Below are 16,696 nucleotides of genomic sequence, written 5' to 3'. Positions count from 1 at the left end.
AGGGGGTTGTGCAGATGAGACGCGAGTTCAGGCTCCCCGACGTCGGCGAAGGGCTGACGGAGGCGGAGATCGTCCGCTGGCGCGTCCAGCCGGGCGACGAGGTCAAGGTCAACCAGATAGTCGTCGAGATCGAGACGGCCAAGTCCATCGTCGAGCTGCCCATCCCGTGGGACGGCGTGGTGGCGGCCCTGATGGCGGAGGAGGGCCAGACGGTGGACGTCGGCGTCCCCGTCATCGCGGTCGACACCCTGGAGGAAGCCGGCACCCAGGAGAGGCTGGCGGAGGACCTCGTCCCCAACCCGCCCGAGGAGGGCGCGGTCGAACCGGGCGCCCACGGCAGCCCCGCGCCCAAGGAGGAGCGCCAGGCGGTCCTGGTCGGCTACGGCGTCAAGACCGGCACCACCAGACGCCGTCCCCGCAAGACGCCCACCCCCGCCACGATCCCGGCCCCTCCCGTGGCCAACCCCGCCAGGACCGCCACCCCGGGCGCGGGCGAAACCGCCGAGGCCGAGGAAGCGGCGCCCACGGCGCCGGGCCGGGTGGCCGTGCTGGCCAAGCCGCCCGTCCGGAAGCTGGCCAAGGACCTGGGGGTGGACCTCGCCACCCTCGCCGGCACCGGCCCCCAGGGGACCATCACCCGCGAGGACGTGCACGCGGCCGTCGCCCAGGTGACCCCTGCGGAGACCCCGGACGAGGAGCGCGTCCCCGTCAAGGGCGTGCGGAAGATGACCGCCCAGGCCATGGTCGGCAGCGCCTTCACCGCTCCGCACGTCACCGAGTTCCTCCAGGTCGACGTGACGGAGACGATGACCGCCGTCCGCCGCCTGCGCGCGATGCCCGACTTCGCCGAGGTCAGGGTCTCGCCCCTGCTCCTGGTGGCCAAGGCCGTCCTGGTCGCGGCCGCCCGCCACCCGATGATCAACTCGGTGTGGGACGAGGCGAGCCAGGAGATCGTGGTCAAGCGCTACGTGAACCTGGGCATCGCCGCCGCCACCCCGCGCGGCCTGCTGGTGCCGAACATCAAGAACGCCCACCGGCTCCCGCTCCCCGCCCTGGCCCGCGCGCTCAACGAGCTGGCGGAGACGGCGCGGGAGGGCCGGACCCAACCGGCGGAGATGGCCGGCGGCACGATCACGATCACCAACGTGGGCGTGTTCGGCGTCGACACCGGCACTCCGATCCTGAACCCGGGCGAGAGCGCCATCCTCGCCTTCGGTCAGGTGCGGGACATGCCGTGGGTGGTCGACGGCGAGCTGGCGGTGCGCAAGGTGACGACGCTGGCCGTCTCCTTCGACCACCGGGTCGTCGACGGCGAGCTGGGCTCCCTGTTCCTGCGCGACGTCGGCGCCATGCTGGAGGACCCCCTCCACATGCTCGCCTGGAGCTGACTCCCGTCATCGGATCGCCTCCTCCCTCGCCGGTCTGAGCAGCGGCGGGTGGAGGAGGCGGGCGTCGCCGGCCCGGTAGAGCCTGGCCCGGGGGCCGCCGCGCGTGCCGCCGGTCTCGGTGGTCTCGCCGGTGCCCTCGACGAAGCCCGGCACCGAGAGGACCTTGCGGTGGAAGTTGCCCGCGTGCAGCCGCGTCCCCCACACGGTCTCGTAGATCAGCCGCAGCTCGGAGACGGTGAACGTGGCGCCCGCGAAGGCCGTGGCCAGCGGCGTGTACTCCAGCTTGGCGCGGGCCCGCTCGACCCCGTCGGCCACGATCCGCGCGTGGTCGAACGCCAGCGGGGGCAGGTCGTCGACGGCGTGCCAGCCGGCCGTCGCCGCGTCGGCCCCGGCCCGGGGGTCGGGCAGGTCGGGGGCGAAGGCGAGGTACGACACGGACACGACCCGCATGCGGGGGTCGCGCGCCGGGTCGCCGTAGCTGCCGAGCTGCTCGATGTGGGCGGGCCGGGTGCCGAGCCCGCGCTCCTCGGCCAGCTCCCGCGTCGCCGCCTCCGCCAGGTCCTCGCCGGGCCCGAGGAACCCGCCCGGCAGCGCCCAGGATCCCGCGTACGGCTCGGCGTCGCGCTCGACGATGAGCACGTGCAGCCGCCGGTCGCGGATGGTCAGCGCCACCACGTCGACGGTCACCGCGACCGGCGCGTGCGGCCGGGAGGCGAGGGAGTCTTCCATGCACCATCGTCTTTCTCAGTACGAGTAAATCTCGGAGTGAGAATAATCAGGCGGTCGATCGTTGTCGATAGGGTTCGCCCATGATTCGTCACGTGGTGCTGTTCACCTGGTCACCGGAGGCAACCGAGGAGCAGAAGGCCGCGGTCGCGGCCGAGCTGCGCGAGCTCCCCGGCCAGATCCCCGAGATCCGCTCCTACCTGCTGGGCCCCGACGCCGGCATCAACCCCGGCAACCACGACTTCGCCGTCGTCGCCGACTTCGACAGCGAGGACGACTACCGTGCCTACCGCGACCACCCGCGCCACCAGGCGGTGATCGCGGAGCACATCAAGCCCATCCTGGCGACCCGGGCCGCCGTGCAGTTCGGCTGTTAGATCTCCGGCGGGTGGTTCTCCCGGTGCATCAGCCGGCTCTCCGAGGTCTGGCCGCGCCTGGGCGCCAGCACGATGCTCAGCACGACGCCGACCCCGCCCACGATCATGAAAATGAGACCGATGACGTCCATGTGGACGCTGTCGCCGAACACGTCGGGCTCGATCGCGAACCTCAGAATGGCGCCGAGCGTGAGGAAGAAGATGCTGACCCCGACACCCATCACGACCTCCAGACGGCAAACAGTGCGTACGCCCACGGTCATACCCGAGTATGGGCGATCACTACCTCGTCTGGAAACGCGGGACGCCCGCTCCGTATCCGGAACGGGCGTCCTGGGCTGGAGATCCGCTAGAAAGCCTCCTCCGGAAGCTCCATGAGCTCCAGGCCGGTCCCGGCGAGCACGCGGCGCTCGACGGCCAGGCGCGGCAGCACCGTCTCCGCGAAGAACCCCGCGGCGGCGACCTTGCCCTGGTAGAACGGGTCCTCGCCGTCCGCCAGCTTGGCCAGGGCCACCTCGGCCTGGCGCAGCAGCAGCCAGCCGATCACCAGGTCGCCCAGCGCCAGCAGGAACCTCGTGCTGTTCAGGCCGACCTTGTAGACCTCCTGGGGCTTCTCCATCGAGCCGAGCGCCCAGCCCGCCATGGTGTCGCCCATGACCTTGACCTCGGCCGCGGCCTCGGCGAGCAGCTTGCGCTCCTCCTTGAGCCGGCCGTTGCCGGCCTCGGAGGCGGCGAACTCGTTGATCTCGGTCAGCAGCTTGCCGATGGCCGAGCCCTGGTTGCGCAGGATCTTGCGGAAGAACAGGTCCAGGCCCTGGATCGCGGTCGTGCCCTCGTACAGGGAGTCGATCTTGGCGTCCCTGATGTACTGCTCGATCGGGTAGTCCTGCAGGTAGCCGGAGCCGCCCAGGGTCTGCAGCGAGCGCGACAGCAGCTCGTACGAGCGCTCCGAGCCGACCCCCTTGACCAGGGGCAGCAGCAGGTCGTTCATCTCGTGCGCGTGCCGGTCGTCCGGGTCGATCTGGACGGCGTCCTGGAAGGTGGCCGTGTAGAGCACGAGCGCCCGCATGCCCTCGGCGTAGGCCTTCTGCAGCATGAGCTCGCGGCGCACGTCCGGGTGGTGGGTGATGGTGACCCGGGGCGCGGTCTTGTCGGCCTGCCTGGTCAGGTCGGCGCCCTGCACCCGCGACCTGGCGAACTCCAGGGCGTTGAGGTAACCGGTGGACAGGGTGGCGATGGCCTTGGTGCCGACCATCATGCGGGCGTGCTCGATGACCATGAACATCTGCTTGATGCCCTCGTGCACCTCGCCGACCAGCCAGCCGACCGCCGGGTGCTTCTCGCCGAAGGTGAGCTCGCAGGTCGTGGAGACCTTCAGGCCCATCTTGTGCTCGACGTTGGTCACGTACACGCCGTTGCGCTCGCCGAGCTCGCCGGTCTCCAGATCGACGTGGTACTTCGGCACCAGGAACATCGACAGGCCCTTGGTGCCGGGGCCGTGGCCCTCGGGCCTGGCCAGGACCAGGTGGAAGATGTTCTCCGTCATGTCCTGCTCGGCGCTGGTGATGAAGCGCTTGACGCCCTCGATGTGCCAGGTGCCGTCGTCCTGCCGTACCGCCTTGGCGCGGCCCGCGCCGACGTCGGAGCCCGCGTCGGGCTCGGTGAGCACCATGGTGGCGCCCCAGTTGCGCTCGATGGCCAGCTCGGCGAAGCGCTTCTGCTCGGGGGTGCCCACCTTCCACAGGGTGTAGGAGAAGCTGGGGCCGGCCGCGTACATGTAGAGCGCGGGGTTCGCGCCGAGCACCAGTTCGGCCGTCGCCCAGGCGAGGCTGCGCGGGATGCCGGGGCCGCCCAGGTGCGGAGGCAGGTCGAGGTGCGCCCAGCCGCCGTCGACCAGCGCCTTGTACGACTTCTTGAAGCCTTCGGGCAACGTCACCGAGCCGGTCGCGGGGTCGAACACGGGCGGGTGGCGGTCGCCCTCCTCGAACGAGTCGGCCAGCACGGTGGTGGACAGCCGGTTGACCTCGTCCAGGATGCTGCGCGCGACGTCCTCGTCGATCTCCGCATAGGGACCGCTGCCGAGGATCTCGCGGCGCCCGAAGACCTCGAAGAGGTTGAATTCGAGGTCACGAAGGTTGCTCTTGTAGTGGCCCATGGGTGCAGCTCTCCTTGAACCGGTGCGTTTCTCTACTGGCCAGTAACCTTACTAGGAATGCTACCCGCGGGTAACCAGAGATATGCATGGCATGCTCGACTCCATGGACGCCGATGAACTCGCCGCGCTGTGGCGAGAGCGCCTGGGATCCTGGGCCATTCCGGAGGAGATCCTGGCCGCCGCGCCGGCCGATCCCTGGTCCTATCCGCTGGCGCGCTTCACCAGCCGCACCGACAGGGCGCTCGCCGAGCGCGACGACGGCCCCACGCTGACCCGGATGTCGGAGGCGCTGCCCGCCGGGGGCACGCTGCTGGACGTCGGATCCGGCCCTGGAGCCGCGTCCCTGCCGCTGCACGAGCGGATCGGTCACCTGTACGCGGTCGACACCTCGGGCGAGATGCTGGAGGAGCTGGCGGCCCGCGCCGACAAGCTGGGCGTGCCCGCCACCACCGTCGAGGGCCGCTGGCCCGACGTGGCCGGGCGGGTGCCCGAGGTCGACGTGACGGTGGCCGCCCACGTGGTCTACAACGTGCCCGACCTCGACCGCTTCCTGCTGGCGCTGGACGACCGCACCCGCGGCCGGGTGGTGCTGGAGCTGCCGAACCGTCACCCGATGAGCTGGATCTCGCCGCTGTGGGAACACTTCCACGGCATCGTCCGCCCGGTGCGGCCCATCGCGGAAGACTGCGTGGCGCTGGCGGCCGCGCTCGGCTTCGACGTGCACGTCGAGGAGCGCGAATCCCCGCTGGAGCGCTTCGACTCGCTGGAGGAGCTGGCGGCGAGCGCCTGCCACCGCATCTGCCTGGAGCCGGCCAGGGCCGAGGAGGTCGGGCGGACGGCGCTTGAGCTCGGCATGTGGCCGCTGCCCCGCGACCGCTGGGTCACCGTCTGGTGGGACCGACCGGTTTGACGCGGTCGCCGGTGCCGCGATTGGGTGGACGACATGATCGAGCTTCAGTGCGTGAGCGTCGACTGTGCCGACCCGTACAAACTCGCCTCGTGGTGGGGTGAGGCCCTCGGGCTCCCGCTCGGCGAGGGCGACGTCCCGGGTGACGACGAGGTGATGCTGGAGACCGGCCGCTACCCGTTCCTGCTCTTCATCCGCGTCCCGGAGGGCAAGCAGGTCAAGAACCGGCTCCACCTCGACGTCAGCGCCACCGCGGGCAGCACCCGCGAGCAGGAGGTCGAGCGGCTGCTCGGGCTCGGCGCGACCGTGTACGAGGACCACCGCACCGAGGACGGCAAGGGCTGGGTCACGATGCTCGACCCGGAGGGCAACGAGTTCTGCGTGTGCCGGAGCCAGGCCGAGCGCGAGGCGTGAGAGGTCATCGCGTCAGGGCGCGCCCCTTGAGTGTCGTCGTCAGGATGCCCGCGATGACGTACACGAGCAGGCCGTGCCACCCGGCGTCGAAGAGCCCGCCGAGCCAGTGCGCGTCGTCGAAGACGAGCTGCACCGGATAGTCGAGCACCGCGGCCATGCCGGCGGGCATCAGCGCGAACTTCCACGGATGGTTCAGCCCCCACTGGCGTGCCTGGCGGGTCACGCGGTCGCCCTCGTTCGGCTTGGTCACCGCGCCGATGGAGGCGATGAGCGCGAACAGGGCGATGCCCAGGCCCAGCGCCCACGACAGGTCACCGCCGCCGGTGATGAGGCCGGTGCCGAAGCTCGCCGCGGCGATCGCGCCGCCGCCGACGGCGGCGGCCTTCCACGGGGCCCCGCGCAGCGCCGCGCCGGACAGGGAGACTTCATCGCGTCGGGTGATTTCGTTCATGTCCTCAGCGTGCCTTTCGGCGTCCCTTGCCCACATCGGGGATGCACCCTGATTTCGACCCTGGTACGACGGTGTTGGCATGATGCGGGCCATGAGCGAAGTCGTGATCGAGCGGTTCGGCGCGGACGAGTGGGAGCGGTTGAAGGCGGTCCGGTTGCGGGCGCTGCGGGACGCGCCCGATGCCTTCGGGTCGTCCTACAAGAGGGAGAGCGGGTTCACGCCCGATACGTGGCGGGAGCGGCTGTCCGGGTCGTGGTGGCGGGTGGCCGTCGCCGAGGGCGGCGACGTGGGGCTGGTCTGCGTGCGGGTCGAGGAGGGCCGGGCGCACCTGCTGTCCATGTGGGTCGCGCCGGAGGCCAGGGGCCGCGGCGTCGGCTCGCGGCTGGTGGACGCGGCGATCGGGCGGGCCCGGGAGGAGGGCCTGGACGAGGTCGAGCTGTGGTGCGTCGACCACAACACCGCCGCCAGGGCGCTCTACGCGGGCAAGGGGTTCACACCCAGCGGGAAGACCATGGGCCTGCCGTCCAACCCCGACATCCCCGAATCCCACTATGTCCTGTCACTGCTCTTCCGGACGGCCCGTGCGGACGACGTGCCCGCGATCGTGGCCATGCTGGCCGACGACCCGCTGGGGGCCGAGCGCGAGGGCGACCCCGGCGACCCGCGCTACCTGGCCGCGTTCGAGCGCATCGACGCGGACCCGTGGGACGAGCTGATCGTGGCCGAGCGTGACGGGAAGGTGGTCGGCACCATGCAGCTGACCTACCTGGCCGGGCTGTCGCGGCTGGGCGCCGAGCGCTGCCAGATCGAGGCCGTTCGGGTCGCCGCCTCGACCCGGGGACAGGGGCTGGGCCGGAAGATGATCCAGTGGGGGATCGACCGGGCCCGCGCCCGCGGCTGCGCGATGGTGCAGCTCACCTCCGACAAGTCACGCGCCGGCGCGCACCGCTTCTACGACGCGCTCGGCTTCACCGCCTCCCACGAGGGCTACAAGCTCTCGCTGAGCTGATCGAGCATCCACCTGCACCACTCGGCCCGGTGGCGCTCGTACCCGAGTCCGCAGCGCAGCGCCGCGTAGTTGCCCCAGCGCGGGTCGCCGAACCCGGGCGGCCCACCGATGGCCTCCTCCTCGCGCTCGTACTCGGCCAGCCGCGCCTCGTGCTTGGCGAGCTGGTCCGCGAAGAGCCGGCGCAGCGCCGCCGGGTCGGCGAGCGCGGCGGCGTACGTCTTGAGCACCAACTCGTCACGCTCGGGCCGCTCGCGCGGCGGATCGGTGATCCACCCGCGCAGCGCGGCGGTGCCCTCGCCGGTCAGGCGGTAGATCTTCTTGTCCTGCGGCCCCGGCCCGGCCTCCGTCTCGTACGACACCAGCCCTTCGGCCAGCAGCTTCTGCAGCTCGGTGTGGATCTGGCTGTGGCCTGCCGTCCAGAAGTACGACAGCGGCCTGCGCATGGACGCGGCGATGTCGTACCCGGTGCGCTCGCCGCGGGCCAGCACGGCGAGGATCGCGAATCCCAGCGTTGAGGTCATGGTCCGTCCAGGGTATTGTGCCGGACACTATGTCAGAACTGACATAGTTTCCGATGGAGAGGGGCGGCCATGCGGGTGATCGCGGGCTCGGTGTTACTCGTCTTGGCGTTGACCGCTTGCGGGGGCACGGACCGGGCCGCACAGCCGGCGCCGAGTCCGCCCGTGGCCTCTCCGACGCCCACCACGCCCGCGCCCACCCCCACGCCCACGAAGACCAAGGCCAAGGGGCCGAACGTGAGCGGCTGCTACACCCGCGACGATGGCGAGATCTTCACGTACGGGGACGGCCTGCCGGGCGTCATCACGGGCGACGGCGAGATCGGCGTGGTCATCTCCTACGAGAACAACGGCAACGTGTGCACCTGGCGCCCGCTCTCCGACCGGCTGGTCGCCGCCGGCTACCGCGTGCTGCTCTACGCCAGGAAGTTCGACGCCAGCCCCGAGGACACCGCGCTGGCCATGGCACGCAGGCTGGCCAAGAAGGGCGCCGAGCGGGTGTTCTTCGCCGGCGGCTCCATCGGCGCCACCACCGCCGTCCCCGCCGCGACGAAGTTCGGCGAGCGCGCGGCCGGGGTGATCGCCCTGTCCGGCGCCATCGACGCCGAGGACGCGGCCGAGCTCACCGTGCCGTTGCTCCAGATCGGCACCGAGAACGACGGCTACGGCGGCGCCGACGACCTCCAGGCGGCCCATGACGCCGCCACCCGCGCCCCCGACCGGCAGATCCATGTCATCCAGGGCGAGAGCGTGCACGCCTCAGAGCTGTTCCGCGGCTCCTACGGCGGCGAGGTCATCGACCGGATCGTCGCGTTCATGGACCGGCACAGGGGATGAGCTCCACCCGGTTGTCGTGGTAGACCGCGCCCCTGCCCAGGTCGGCGTCGCGCTCCTCGACCACCGCGTTCGCGTTCGCGCCGCCGGGGCTGAGCTTGGGCCAGCGCCCCTTGGGCGAGGCCACCACGCCGGGCGCCACCCGGTCGCTGACCTCCACGTCGGCCAGGAACTCGCCGAAGGCGTTGCGCACCCGTACCCGCTGCCCGTCCGACAGCCCGCGGGCCGCCGCGTCGGCCGGATGCACCAGCACCACCGGGTCCTTGGCCCGCCGCAGCAGCTCCGGGTTGTTCGCGAACGTGGTGTTCAGAAAGGTGTGCGGCGCCGGGGTGATCAGCACCAGCCCGCCGTCGGTCCGGGAGGACCGCGACGGGACGTACGCCTTGCCGCGCGGCGGGAAGCGCATCCGGCCGGACCTGGTCGGGAAGCCCTCGGCGAACGGGGTGAAGGGCTCGGGGTAGTTCATCCGCACCCAGCCCTCCTTGCGCAGCCGGTCGACCGTGATGCCCTCCAGCGACGGGTGGCCGCTCGACAGCAGGTCCTCGGCCAGCTCCAGGTCCGAGTCGAACAGCGACGGCTCGGTCATCCCCATGTGCGCGGCCAGCCGCCGGAACGTCTCGGTGGTGGACAGGCACTCGCCGGGCGGGGACGCCGCGGGCTCGTTCCACAGCAGGTAGAGGTGCCCGTAGCCGGCGTGCAGGTCGAAGTGCTCGGTCTGCATGGTGGCGGGCAGCACGATGTCGGCGTAGTCGACGGTGTCGGTCGGGAACTGCTCCACGACCACCGTGAACAGGTCCTCGCGGGCCAGGCCCGCCCGCACGGCGTTGCCGTCGGAGGTCGAGCCCGCCGGGTTGGCCGCGTACACCCACAGGCACTTGACCGAGTCCGGCTTGGCCAGCTCCGAGCCCAGCCGGGTCATGGTGAGCGTGCGCACCGGGCCGGGCAGCAGGTCGTCGCGGGTGTCGATGGAGAGGTGCGCGTGGCCGCTGGTCGAGTAGGCCACCCCGCCGCCGGGGTGGCGCCAGTCGCCGGTCACGCCGGGGATCGCGGCGATCGTGCGCAGGGCGGTGCCGCCGCCCGCGTGCCGCTGGATGCCCATGGTGGCGCGGATGGCGGTGGGGCGGGTGCGCGCCAGCCTCGTCCCCAGCCTGTGGACCGCCTCGGCCGGGATGCCGGTGATCTCCGCCACCCGCTCGACCGGATACTCCAGGATCTCCTCCCGGAAGCTCTCCCAGCCCTCGGTGTGCGCGGCCAGGTACTCCTCGTCCTGGGCGCCCTCGGCCAGCACCACGTTGAGCAGGCCGAGCGCGAGCGCCGCGTCCGTGCCGGGCCGGATCGCCAGGTGCTCGTCCGCCTGGTCGGCCGTGCGGGTGCGGATCGGGTCGATGGCCACGACGTGGGCGCCGTCCGCGCGCGCGTCCTGGATGAACTTCCACAGGTGGTGACCGCTGGTGAGCGGGTTCGTGCCCCACAGCAGGATCAGCTTCGCCTGCGCGAAGTTCTCCGGGTCCATGCCGCCGGGGGTGCCATTGGTCAGCGTCAGCCCGGAGTTGCCGGCGGTCGAGCAGATGTTCAGCCAGTGACGGGACGCGCCCAGCATGTTCCAGAATCGCCGCCCCGCCACGCCCTCGCAGCCCTGGAGGTAACCGAGCGACCCGGTGCCGAGGTAGGGCCAGATCGCCTGGCCGCCGTGCTCCTCGACGATGCCGCGCAGCCGTACGGAGATCTCCTCGAGCGCCTCGTCCCAGCTGATGCGCTCGAACCGGCCCGACCCCTTGGGTCCGACCCGCCGCATCGGGTAAAGGATGCGGTCGGCAGCCCTGGAGTGTTCCAGATAACGGTTGACCTTCACGCACAGCGCGCCGCGGGTGTAAGGATGATCGGGATTGCCGCGCATCGAGACGGCCTGACCGTCACGCACGGTGACCACCCAGGAGCAGGTGTCAGGACAATCGAGCGGACAGGCCCCCAGAACCCTCAATTCACCTGGCATAAGAGACAGACTACGGGCAAGAGGTCGGGTACCCGATGCCCGATCCCAGGTGACGATTCGGGACACTAAGGCCGCAAGAACGTACGGTCCCGCGAGGAAGGTGCAGAATCGCTGTCGGTGGCCGAAATCAATGAACACGAGGACGCGGAGGGATCTCCCGAGAGGAGCCCGTCCGCCGCCGGAGCGCGCGCCGAGCCTGACGTGTACGTCGTCGAGCCGCTCCTGCCGCAGCGCCTGCGCCGCCCCTCCGACCTGCTGCGCCTGCTGGCCACCCTGGCCGCGCTCGGCGCCGTGATCCTGCTGGCCCTCGTCGCCAAGCAGACCCTGTACGGACTGGAACGGGACGTCACGGAGGGCACCACCCTCGTCCCGCTGCTCAGCCGGATCGCCACGTTCATCGGCGGCGCCGCGGTGCTCATCGTGCCCGTCGCCTTCGCCGTGGAGCGCGTCTTCCACCGCGACGGCCTGCGCGTCGCCGAAGGGCTGATCGCCGCCATCATCGGCATGGTCGGCGCGTTCCTGACGGGCCAGTGGCTCCTCGCGGGCAACGCCGACGACCTCAGCCAGCTGCTCACCGGCGGCCGCAGCATCGAGCCGCTCAACACGCTGCTCACGTCCGTCCTCGCCTACACCACCGCGGTGCGCGTCTCCCGCCGGCCGACCTGGCGCGCGCTCATGTGGACGGTGATCGCGCTCTACATCCTCGCCCTCTACTCCGGCAGGCAGATCACCCTGCCGGGCGCCATCGTCACCGTCCTGGTCGGCATGGCCATCGGCTACGCCACCCTGTACGGGATCGGCAGCCCCAACACCAGGCCGCCGGGGAACGCGGTGGTGGCGGCCCTGCGCAAGCTGTCGTTCGCGCCGGTGTCGGCCCGCCGCATCGAGGACGACCACCAGGGCAGCCGCCGCTACTCCGTCGGGCTCGCCGACGGCGCCCGGATCGACGTCACCGTGCTCGACCGCGACCGCCAGGTGGCGGGCCTGCCGTACCGGCTGTGGCGGCGCTTCCGGCTCAGCACCGAGACCAGGCGAAGAGCCATCCGCTCGCTCCGCGCCGAGCTCGAACGGGAGGCCCTGATGGCGTACGCCGCGCAGGCGGCGGGAGCCAGCACGCCCAGGCTGCTCGGCACCAGCGAGATCGGCACCGAAGCGGCGCTGCTCGCCTACGAGCACATCGACACCCGCCCGCTCGACGAGGTGCCCACCGAGGAGATCGACGACGACATCCTCCACCAGATCTGGGAGCAGGTGTCCCTGCTGCAGATCCAGCGCCTCGCCCACCGGCGGCTCACCGGCGAGGGCATCCACCTCGACAAGGCCGGCCGGGTCGTGCTCACCGACGCCCGCAGCGGCGAGATCGCGGCCGGTGACCTGCTGCTCCGGCTCGACATCGCCCAGCTCCTGGTCTACCTGTCGCTGCGCGTCGGCGCCGAGCGGTCGGTGCGCGCGGCGAACGCGGTCATGGGGACGGAGTCGCTCGCCGCGGCCATGCCGCTGCTCCAGCGCATCGCGCTGACCCGCGAGACCCGCTCGGCCCTGGCCAAGGACAAGAACCTCCTCGGCGTCATCCGCGAGCAGATCGTCGCACTCGAACCCGAGGTCAAGGTCGAGGAGATGCGGCTGGAGAGATTCCGGCCGCGCACCCTGGTCACCATCATCGCCAGCACGCTCGCCGCCTACTTCCTGCTCTCCCAGCTCAGCCAGGTCAACCTGGTGCAGGTGGTCGTCCAGGCCAACTGGGCCTGGTCGGTGCTGGCACTGGTCGCCTCGTTCGTCAGCTTCGTGGCCGCCGCGGTCATGCTCAGGGGCTTCGTGCCCTACTCCCTGCCGCTGTGGCGGACCACGCTCGTGCAGTTCGCGGCCTCGTTCGTGAAGCTCGTCGCGCCCGCCGCCGTCGGCGGCGTCGCCATCAACACCCGCTACCTGCAGAAGCGCGGGATCGCGCCGGCCCTCGCGGTGGCCAGCGTGGGCGCCTCGCAGCTCGTCATGCTGGCCTTCCACATCGGGCTGCTGCTGCTGTTCGCCTACATCACCGGCTCCAACACCGCCAGCACCTTCACCCCGTCACGCGGCCTGGTCGTGGCGCTGCTGGCGGTCGCCCTGCTGGTCGTGGTGCTGCTGGGGGTGCCGCCGCTGCGCCGCCTGGTGACCCGGCGGATGAAGCAGCTGTTCTCCAACGTGCTGCCCCGGCTGCTGGACGTGCTCCAGTCGCCGCGCAAGCTGATCGAGGGCTCGATCGGCACCCTCATGATCACGCTCACGTTCGTGCTCTGCCTGTACGCGTGCGTGCACGCCTTCAACTGGGAGATCGGCTTCACCACCGTGGCGGTCGTCTACCTCACGGCCAACGCCATCGGCTCGGCCGCGCCCACGCCTGGTGGCCTGGGCGCGGTCGAGCTGTCGCTCACGGCGGGCCTGACCGTGGCCGGGGTGCCCGCGGAGCTGGCGACCTCGGCCGTGCTGCTCTACCGGCTGCTCACGTTCTGGCTGCCGGTGCTCCCCGGCTGGGCGGCGTTCACCTACCTTCAGCGGCACGAGGCGCTGTGATCGCGTCGATCGCCTTCAGCTCGTCCTCCGTGAACACCGGGCCCTCCACGCACGCCACGTTGTCCTCCAGCTGACGCACGCTGCTCGCGCCGATCAGCACACTCGTCACCCGCGGGTCCCTGAGCGTCCACGACAGCGCCATCTGGGCCAGCGTCTGGCCCCGCTCCCCGGCCAGCTCGTTCAGTGCGCGGGTCAGCTCCGCGTCGATCCGGTCAGGGCTGAGGAACCGGCTGGTGGCCGCCCGCGAGTCCGCCGGCACGCCCTGCAGATAGCGGTCGGTCAGCAGGCCCTGCGCCAGCGGCGAGTACACGATGCACCCCATGCCCGCCTCCTCCAGCACGTCCAGCAGCCCGTCCTCGATCCACCGGTTGATCATCGAGTAGGACGGCTGGTGGATGAGCAGCGGCGTGCCCAGCTCCCGCATGATCCTCGCGGCCTGCGCCGTCCGCTCCGCCGGATAGTTGGAGATGCCCGCGTACAGCGCCTTGCCCGAGCGCACCGCCCGGTCCAGCGCCCCCATCGTCTCCTCCAGCGGCGTGTCGGGATCCGGCCGGTGGCTGTAGAAGATGTCGACGTACTCCAGGCCCATCCGCTCCAGCGACTGGTCCAGGCTGGCCAGCAGGTACTTGCGCGACCCCCACTCGCCGTACGGGCCGGGCCACATGTCGTAGCCGGCCTTGGTCGAGATGATCAGCTCGTCCCGGTACGGCCTGAAGTCCCGCCGGAAGATCGCGCCGAAGTTCCGCTCCGCCGACCCGTACGGCACCCCGTAGTTGTTGGCCAGGTCGAAGTGCGTGACGCCCAGGTCGAACGCGCGGCGCAGGATCGCCCGCGAGTTCGACAACGGGCGGTCGTCGCCGAAGTTGTGCCAGAGCCCCAGCGACACCGCCGGCAGCCTGAGCCCGCTGCGCCCGCTCCGGTTGTACGGCTGCCGCTCGTAGCGCCCCGGATCGGCCAGATAGGTCATGCCGTGCCCCTCTCCACTATCCAGGAGAGCGCGAACGCCTCTTCCCGCCAGGCGTCGTAGCGCCCGCTGCGCCCGCCGTGGCCGGCGCCCATCTCCGTCTTGAGCAGGAACGGCCCGCCCGCGGCCGTCTCACGCAGCCGCGCGATCCACTTGGCCGGCTCGTGGTACAGCACGCGGGTGTCGTTCAGGCTGGTGATCGCGAGGATAGGCGGGTACGTCCTGCCGTCGACGTTCTCGTACGGCGTGTACCCCTTCATATAGGCGTACACCTCCGGATCGTGCAGCGGATCGCCCCACTCGTCCCACTCGATCACGGTGAGCGGCAGCGACGGATCCAGGATGGTGTTGAGCGCGTCCACGAACGGCACCTCGGCCACCACGCCCGCGAACTCCTCCGGCGCCAGGTTCACCGCCGCGCCCATGAGCAGCCCGCCCGCCGACCCGCCGCGCGCGATCACCTTCGAGCTCCACCCGGCCTGCTTGACGTGCCGGGCCACGGCCACGAAGTCGGTGAACGTGTTCCGCTTCCTGGTGAGCTTGCCGTCCTCGTACCAGCGGCGGCCCATCTCACCGCCGCCGCGCACGTGCGCGACCGCGAACACGAACCCCCGGTCGAGCAGCGACAGCCTGGGTACCGAGAACGCCGGGTCGATGGACGTCTCATAGCTGCCGTACCCGTAGAGCACCGTCGGCGCCGGGAGCGTGCTGTCCTTGCGCTTGACGATCGAGACCGGCACCTCGGTGCCGTCCTCGGCCGTCGCCCAGTCGCGGAACTGCTCGTAGTCGTCCGGGTCGTAACCGCCCAGCACCGGCCGCCGCTTCAACAGGATCAGCTCGCGGGTGGCCAGGTCGTAGTCGTAGACGCTGGCGGGCGTCACCATGCTGGTATAGGCCAGCCTGAGCCGGTTCGTCACGAACTCGGGGTTGCCGGCCGGCCCGACGTCGTACAGCGGCTCGGGAAACTCGATCTCGTACGGGGGCTCGCCGTTGTGCGGCAGCACGCGGAGCCCGGTCAGCCCGTCACGGCGGAAGTGCAGCACGGCGTGCCCGGCGAACGCGTCGATCTCCAGCAGGCGGGTGTCGTCGCGGTGCGGGACCAGCGGGGTCCACTCGCCGGGGTCGTCGAGCGGCGCGGTGGCCAGCTCGAAGTCGCGCGCGTTCTCGTTGTGCAGCACGTAGAAGAAGCCGCCCGCGTGGTCGACGCCGTACTCGACGCCGGTCTTCCTGGGTCGCACGAGCTGGAACTCGCCGGACGGCGTCGCCGCGTCGAGGAGGCGCACCTCACTGGTGATCTTGCTGCCCGCGCCGAGCACGAGGTAGCGCTCGCTGCGCGTCAGCGCGATGCCGACCCAGAACCGCTCGTCGTCCTCCTGGTAGACGAGGGTGTCCTCGCCGGTGCCCAGGGTGTGGCGGTAGACCTGGAACGGCCGCCAGGCGTCGTCGACGCGGGTGTAGAAGAACGTCGAGCCGTCGGCCGACCAGGCGCCGCCGTAGAAGATGCCCTCGATCTCGTCGGGCAACAGCTCACCGGTCCGCAGGTCCTTGAACCGGAGCGTGAACCGCTCGTCGCCGGTGAAGTCGGTCGAGTAGGCGAGCATCGTGCCGTCGGGGGAGACGGCGCTGGTGCCCATGGAGAAGAACGGGCTGTCGCCGGCCAGCTCGTTGCCGTCGAGGAGGGTCTGCTCGTGGTCCAGGCGCTCGCCGACGGTGATGTCCGGAGGCGTCTCGCTGTCGGCGGGCACCCGGCACGACACGGCGTACTGCTTGCCCTCCTCGGTGCGGGTGAAGTACCACCACGCGCCCTTGCGGCTCGGCACCGACAGGTCGGTCTCCTGGGTGCGGCCCTTGATCTCCTGGAATATTCGCTCGCGCAGCTCCGTCAGATGAGAGGTCTCCTGCTCCAGGTAGGCGTTCTCCGCCTCCAGGTAGGAGATCGTGTCGGGGTCGTCTTTGCCGGCCAGCCACGCGTACTCGTCGATCACGGTGTCGCCGTGATGGACGCGTTCAGCCGGGATCTTCTTCGCCACGGGCGGCGTGTAGCTGCTCACGTGGGGAGTCTATGGTCGGCCGTGATCGATTCGTGGCCTACGTGGCGGGTGAACGCGGCGTGAGCACTCGGAGGCGCTGCTAATCTTATGGAGTCGGCGCGTCCGGCGACATTCCTCCACCTTTAAGGATTCGAGTCAATTTGACACGGATTCGAGGGGGTGCGAAGATAAAGACGAAGCGAAACGCCCGCAAGCGTCCGTTTCTTGAGAACTCAACAGTGTGTTAAAAGCCAGTGCATGATGCACAACCCCGTCATGTATTTCTGTGACGGATTCCTTTTTGGTTGGGATTCAAATTCATTTTATGGAGAGTTTGATCCTGGCTCAGGACGAACGCTGGCGGCGTGCTTAACACATGC

The 16,696-nt window shown here is 70.6% G+C and carries 15 protein-coding genes, 1 rRNA gene and 1 pseudogene; 9 read left to right on the top strand and 8 right to left on the bottom strand.

The genetic code is table 11. The features are described 5' to 3' along the window. Positions 1-14: 14 nt before the first annotated feature. Positions 15-1,388: a dihydrolipoamide acetyltransferase family protein gene (locus ACIBF7_RS00085; RefSeq protein ID WP_397195958.1), complete on the top strand. Its 1,374-nt coding sequence runs from the start codon at positions 15-17 to the stop codon at positions 1,386-1,388. A 6-nt stretch (positions 1,389-1,394) separates the two neighbouring features. Here the strand turns inward: ACIBF7_RS00085 and ACIBF7_RS00080 are convergent, their stop codons facing one another. Next, positions 1,395-2,117, bottom strand: coding sequence for an NUDIX hydrolase (locus ACIBF7_RS00080; RefSeq protein WP_397195957.1), 723 nt, complete (start codon positions 2,115-2,117; stop codon positions 1,395-1,397). Between the two features lie 80 nt (positions 2,118-2,197). Between ACIBF7_RS00080 and ACIBF7_RS00075 the strand changes: the two genes are divergently transcribed. After that, positions 2,198-2,491: a Dabb family protein gene (locus tag ACIBF7_RS00075; protein WP_148035165.1), complete on the top strand. Its 294-nt coding sequence runs from the start codon at positions 2,198-2,200 to the stop codon at positions 2,489-2,491. On the opposite strand, the gene ACIBF7_RS00070 is transcribed toward ACIBF7_RS00075, so the two are convergent. Together ACIBF7_RS00070 and ACIBF7_RS00065 are read right to left on the bottom strand one after the other, a co-directional pair. Next, complete coding sequence (locus ACIBF7_RS00070) at positions 2,488-2,712, bottom strand: hypothetical protein (protein ID WP_397195956.1); 225 nt, start codon at positions 2,710-2,712, stop codon at positions 2,488-2,490. The two genes, ACIBF7_RS00075 and ACIBF7_RS00070, sit on opposite strands and share 4 nt — an antisense overlap. 128 nt (positions 2,713-2,840) lie before the next feature. Continuing rightward, positions 2,841-4,646, bottom strand: coding sequence for an acyl-CoA dehydrogenase (locus tag ACIBF7_RS00065; protein WP_397195955.1), 1,806 nt, complete (start codon positions 4,644-4,646; stop codon positions 2,841-2,843). A gap of 103 nt (positions 4,647-4,749) precedes the next feature. Between ACIBF7_RS00065 and ACIBF7_RS00060 the strand changes: the two genes are divergently transcribed. Further along, the gene (locus ACIBF7_RS00060; protein ID WP_364229766.1) at positions 4,750-5,556 is read left to right on the top strand and encodes a methyltransferase domain-containing protein; all 807 of its coding nucleotides are present in this window, start codon (positions 4,750-4,752) and stop codon (positions 5,554-5,556) included. Between the two features lie 33 nt (positions 5,557-5,589). After that, complete coding sequence (locus ACIBF7_RS00055; protein ID WP_148035161.1) at positions 5,590-5,967, top strand: VOC family protein; 378 nt, start codon at positions 5,590-5,592, stop codon at positions 5,965-5,967. A gap of 4 nt (positions 5,968-5,971) precedes the next feature. Here ACIBF7_RS00055 and ACIBF7_RS00050 read toward each other — a convergent pair whose 3' ends face one another. Then, on the bottom strand, positions 5,972-6,418 hold the full coding sequence (locus ACIBF7_RS00050; RefSeq protein ID WP_219546683.1) for a hypothetical protein: 447 nt from the start codon (positions 6,416-6,418) through the stop codon (positions 5,972-5,974). A 79-nt stretch (positions 6,419-6,497) separates the two neighbouring features. On the opposite strand from ACIBF7_RS00050, the pseudogene ACIBF7_RS00045 reads away from it, so the two are divergent. Together ACIBF7_RS00045 and ACIBF7_RS00040 are read left to right on the top strand one after the other, a co-directional pair. Continuing rightward, positions 6,498-6,914: pseudogene (locus tag ACIBF7_RS00045) on the top strand (GNAT family N-acetyltransferase); the annotation flags it as partial. Positions 6,915-7,028: 114 nt separating this feature from the next. Further along, positions 7,029-7,427, top strand: a complete 399-nt coding sequence (locus tag ACIBF7_RS00040) for a GNAT family N-acetyltransferase (protein WP_246640455.1) — start codon at positions 7,029-7,031, stop codon at positions 7,425-7,427. On the opposite strand, the gene ACIBF7_RS00035 is transcribed toward ACIBF7_RS00040, so the two are convergent. Then, positions 7,406-7,948, bottom strand: a complete 543-nt coding sequence (locus tag ACIBF7_RS00035; protein WP_148035159.1) for a PadR family transcriptional regulator — start codon at positions 7,946-7,948, stop codon at positions 7,406-7,408. The genes ACIBF7_RS00040 and ACIBF7_RS00035 overlap by 22 nt on opposite strands. A 162-nt stretch (positions 7,949-8,110) precedes the next feature. Here ACIBF7_RS00035 and ACIBF7_RS00030 point away from each other — a divergent pair, with 162 nt between their 5' ends. Beyond that, positions 8,111-8,782 (top strand): alpha/beta hydrolase, encoded by a 672-nt coding sequence (locus tag ACIBF7_RS00030; RefSeq protein ID WP_397195954.1) that lies wholly within the window; start codon positions 8,111-8,113, stop codon positions 8,780-8,782. Here ACIBF7_RS00030 and ACIBF7_RS00025 read toward each other — a convergent pair. Next, a complete protein-coding gene (locus ACIBF7_RS00025; RefSeq protein WP_397195953.1) occupies positions 8,760-10,772 on the bottom strand; it encodes a molybdopterin-dependent oxidoreductase in 2,013 nt (670 codons plus the stop codon). The genes ACIBF7_RS00030 and ACIBF7_RS00025 overlap by 23 nt on opposite strands. A 117-nt stretch (positions 10,773-10,889) precedes the next feature. Between ACIBF7_RS00025 and ACIBF7_RS00020 the strand changes: the two genes are divergently transcribed. Then, a complete protein-coding gene (locus ACIBF7_RS00020; RefSeq protein ID WP_364229773.1) occupies positions 10,890-13,322 on the top strand; it encodes a lysylphosphatidylglycerol synthase transmembrane domain-containing protein in 2,433 nt (810 codons plus the stop codon). On the opposite strand, the gene mgrA is transcribed toward ACIBF7_RS00020, so the two are convergent. Next, positions 13,291-14,289, bottom strand: a complete 999-nt coding sequence (gene mgrA, locus ACIBF7_RS00015) for an L-glyceraldehyde 3-phosphate reductase (protein WP_271275704.1) — start codon at positions 14,287-14,289, stop codon at positions 13,291-13,293. The two genes, ACIBF7_RS00020 and mgrA, sit on opposite strands and share 32 nt — an antisense overlap. Continuing rightward, the gene (locus tag ACIBF7_RS00010; protein WP_148035155.1) at positions 14,286-16,337 is read right to left on the bottom strand and encodes a S9 family peptidase; all 2,052 of its coding nucleotides are present in this window, start codon (positions 16,335-16,337) and stop codon (positions 14,286-14,288) included. The genes mgrA and ACIBF7_RS00010 overlap by 4 nt, the downstream gene beginning before the upstream one ends. A gap of 301 nt (positions 16,338-16,638) precedes the next feature. Between ACIBF7_RS00010 and ACIBF7_RS00005 the strand changes: the two genes are divergently transcribed. Continuing rightward, positions 16,639-16,696: ribosomal RNA gene (locus ACIBF7_RS00005) — 16S ribosomal RNA — on the top strand; the annotation flags it as partial.

It is taken from the genome of Nonomuraea sp. NPDC050478 (genome assembly GCF_044458265.1).
GTDB classification, from domain to species: Bacteria; Actinomycetota; Actinomycetes; order Streptosporangiales; family Streptosporangiaceae; genus Nonomuraea; species Nonomuraea ferruginea.
The sequence above is the reverse complement of the archived record's forward strand: the minus strand, read 5'-3'. Positions and strand labels throughout refer to the sequence as shown.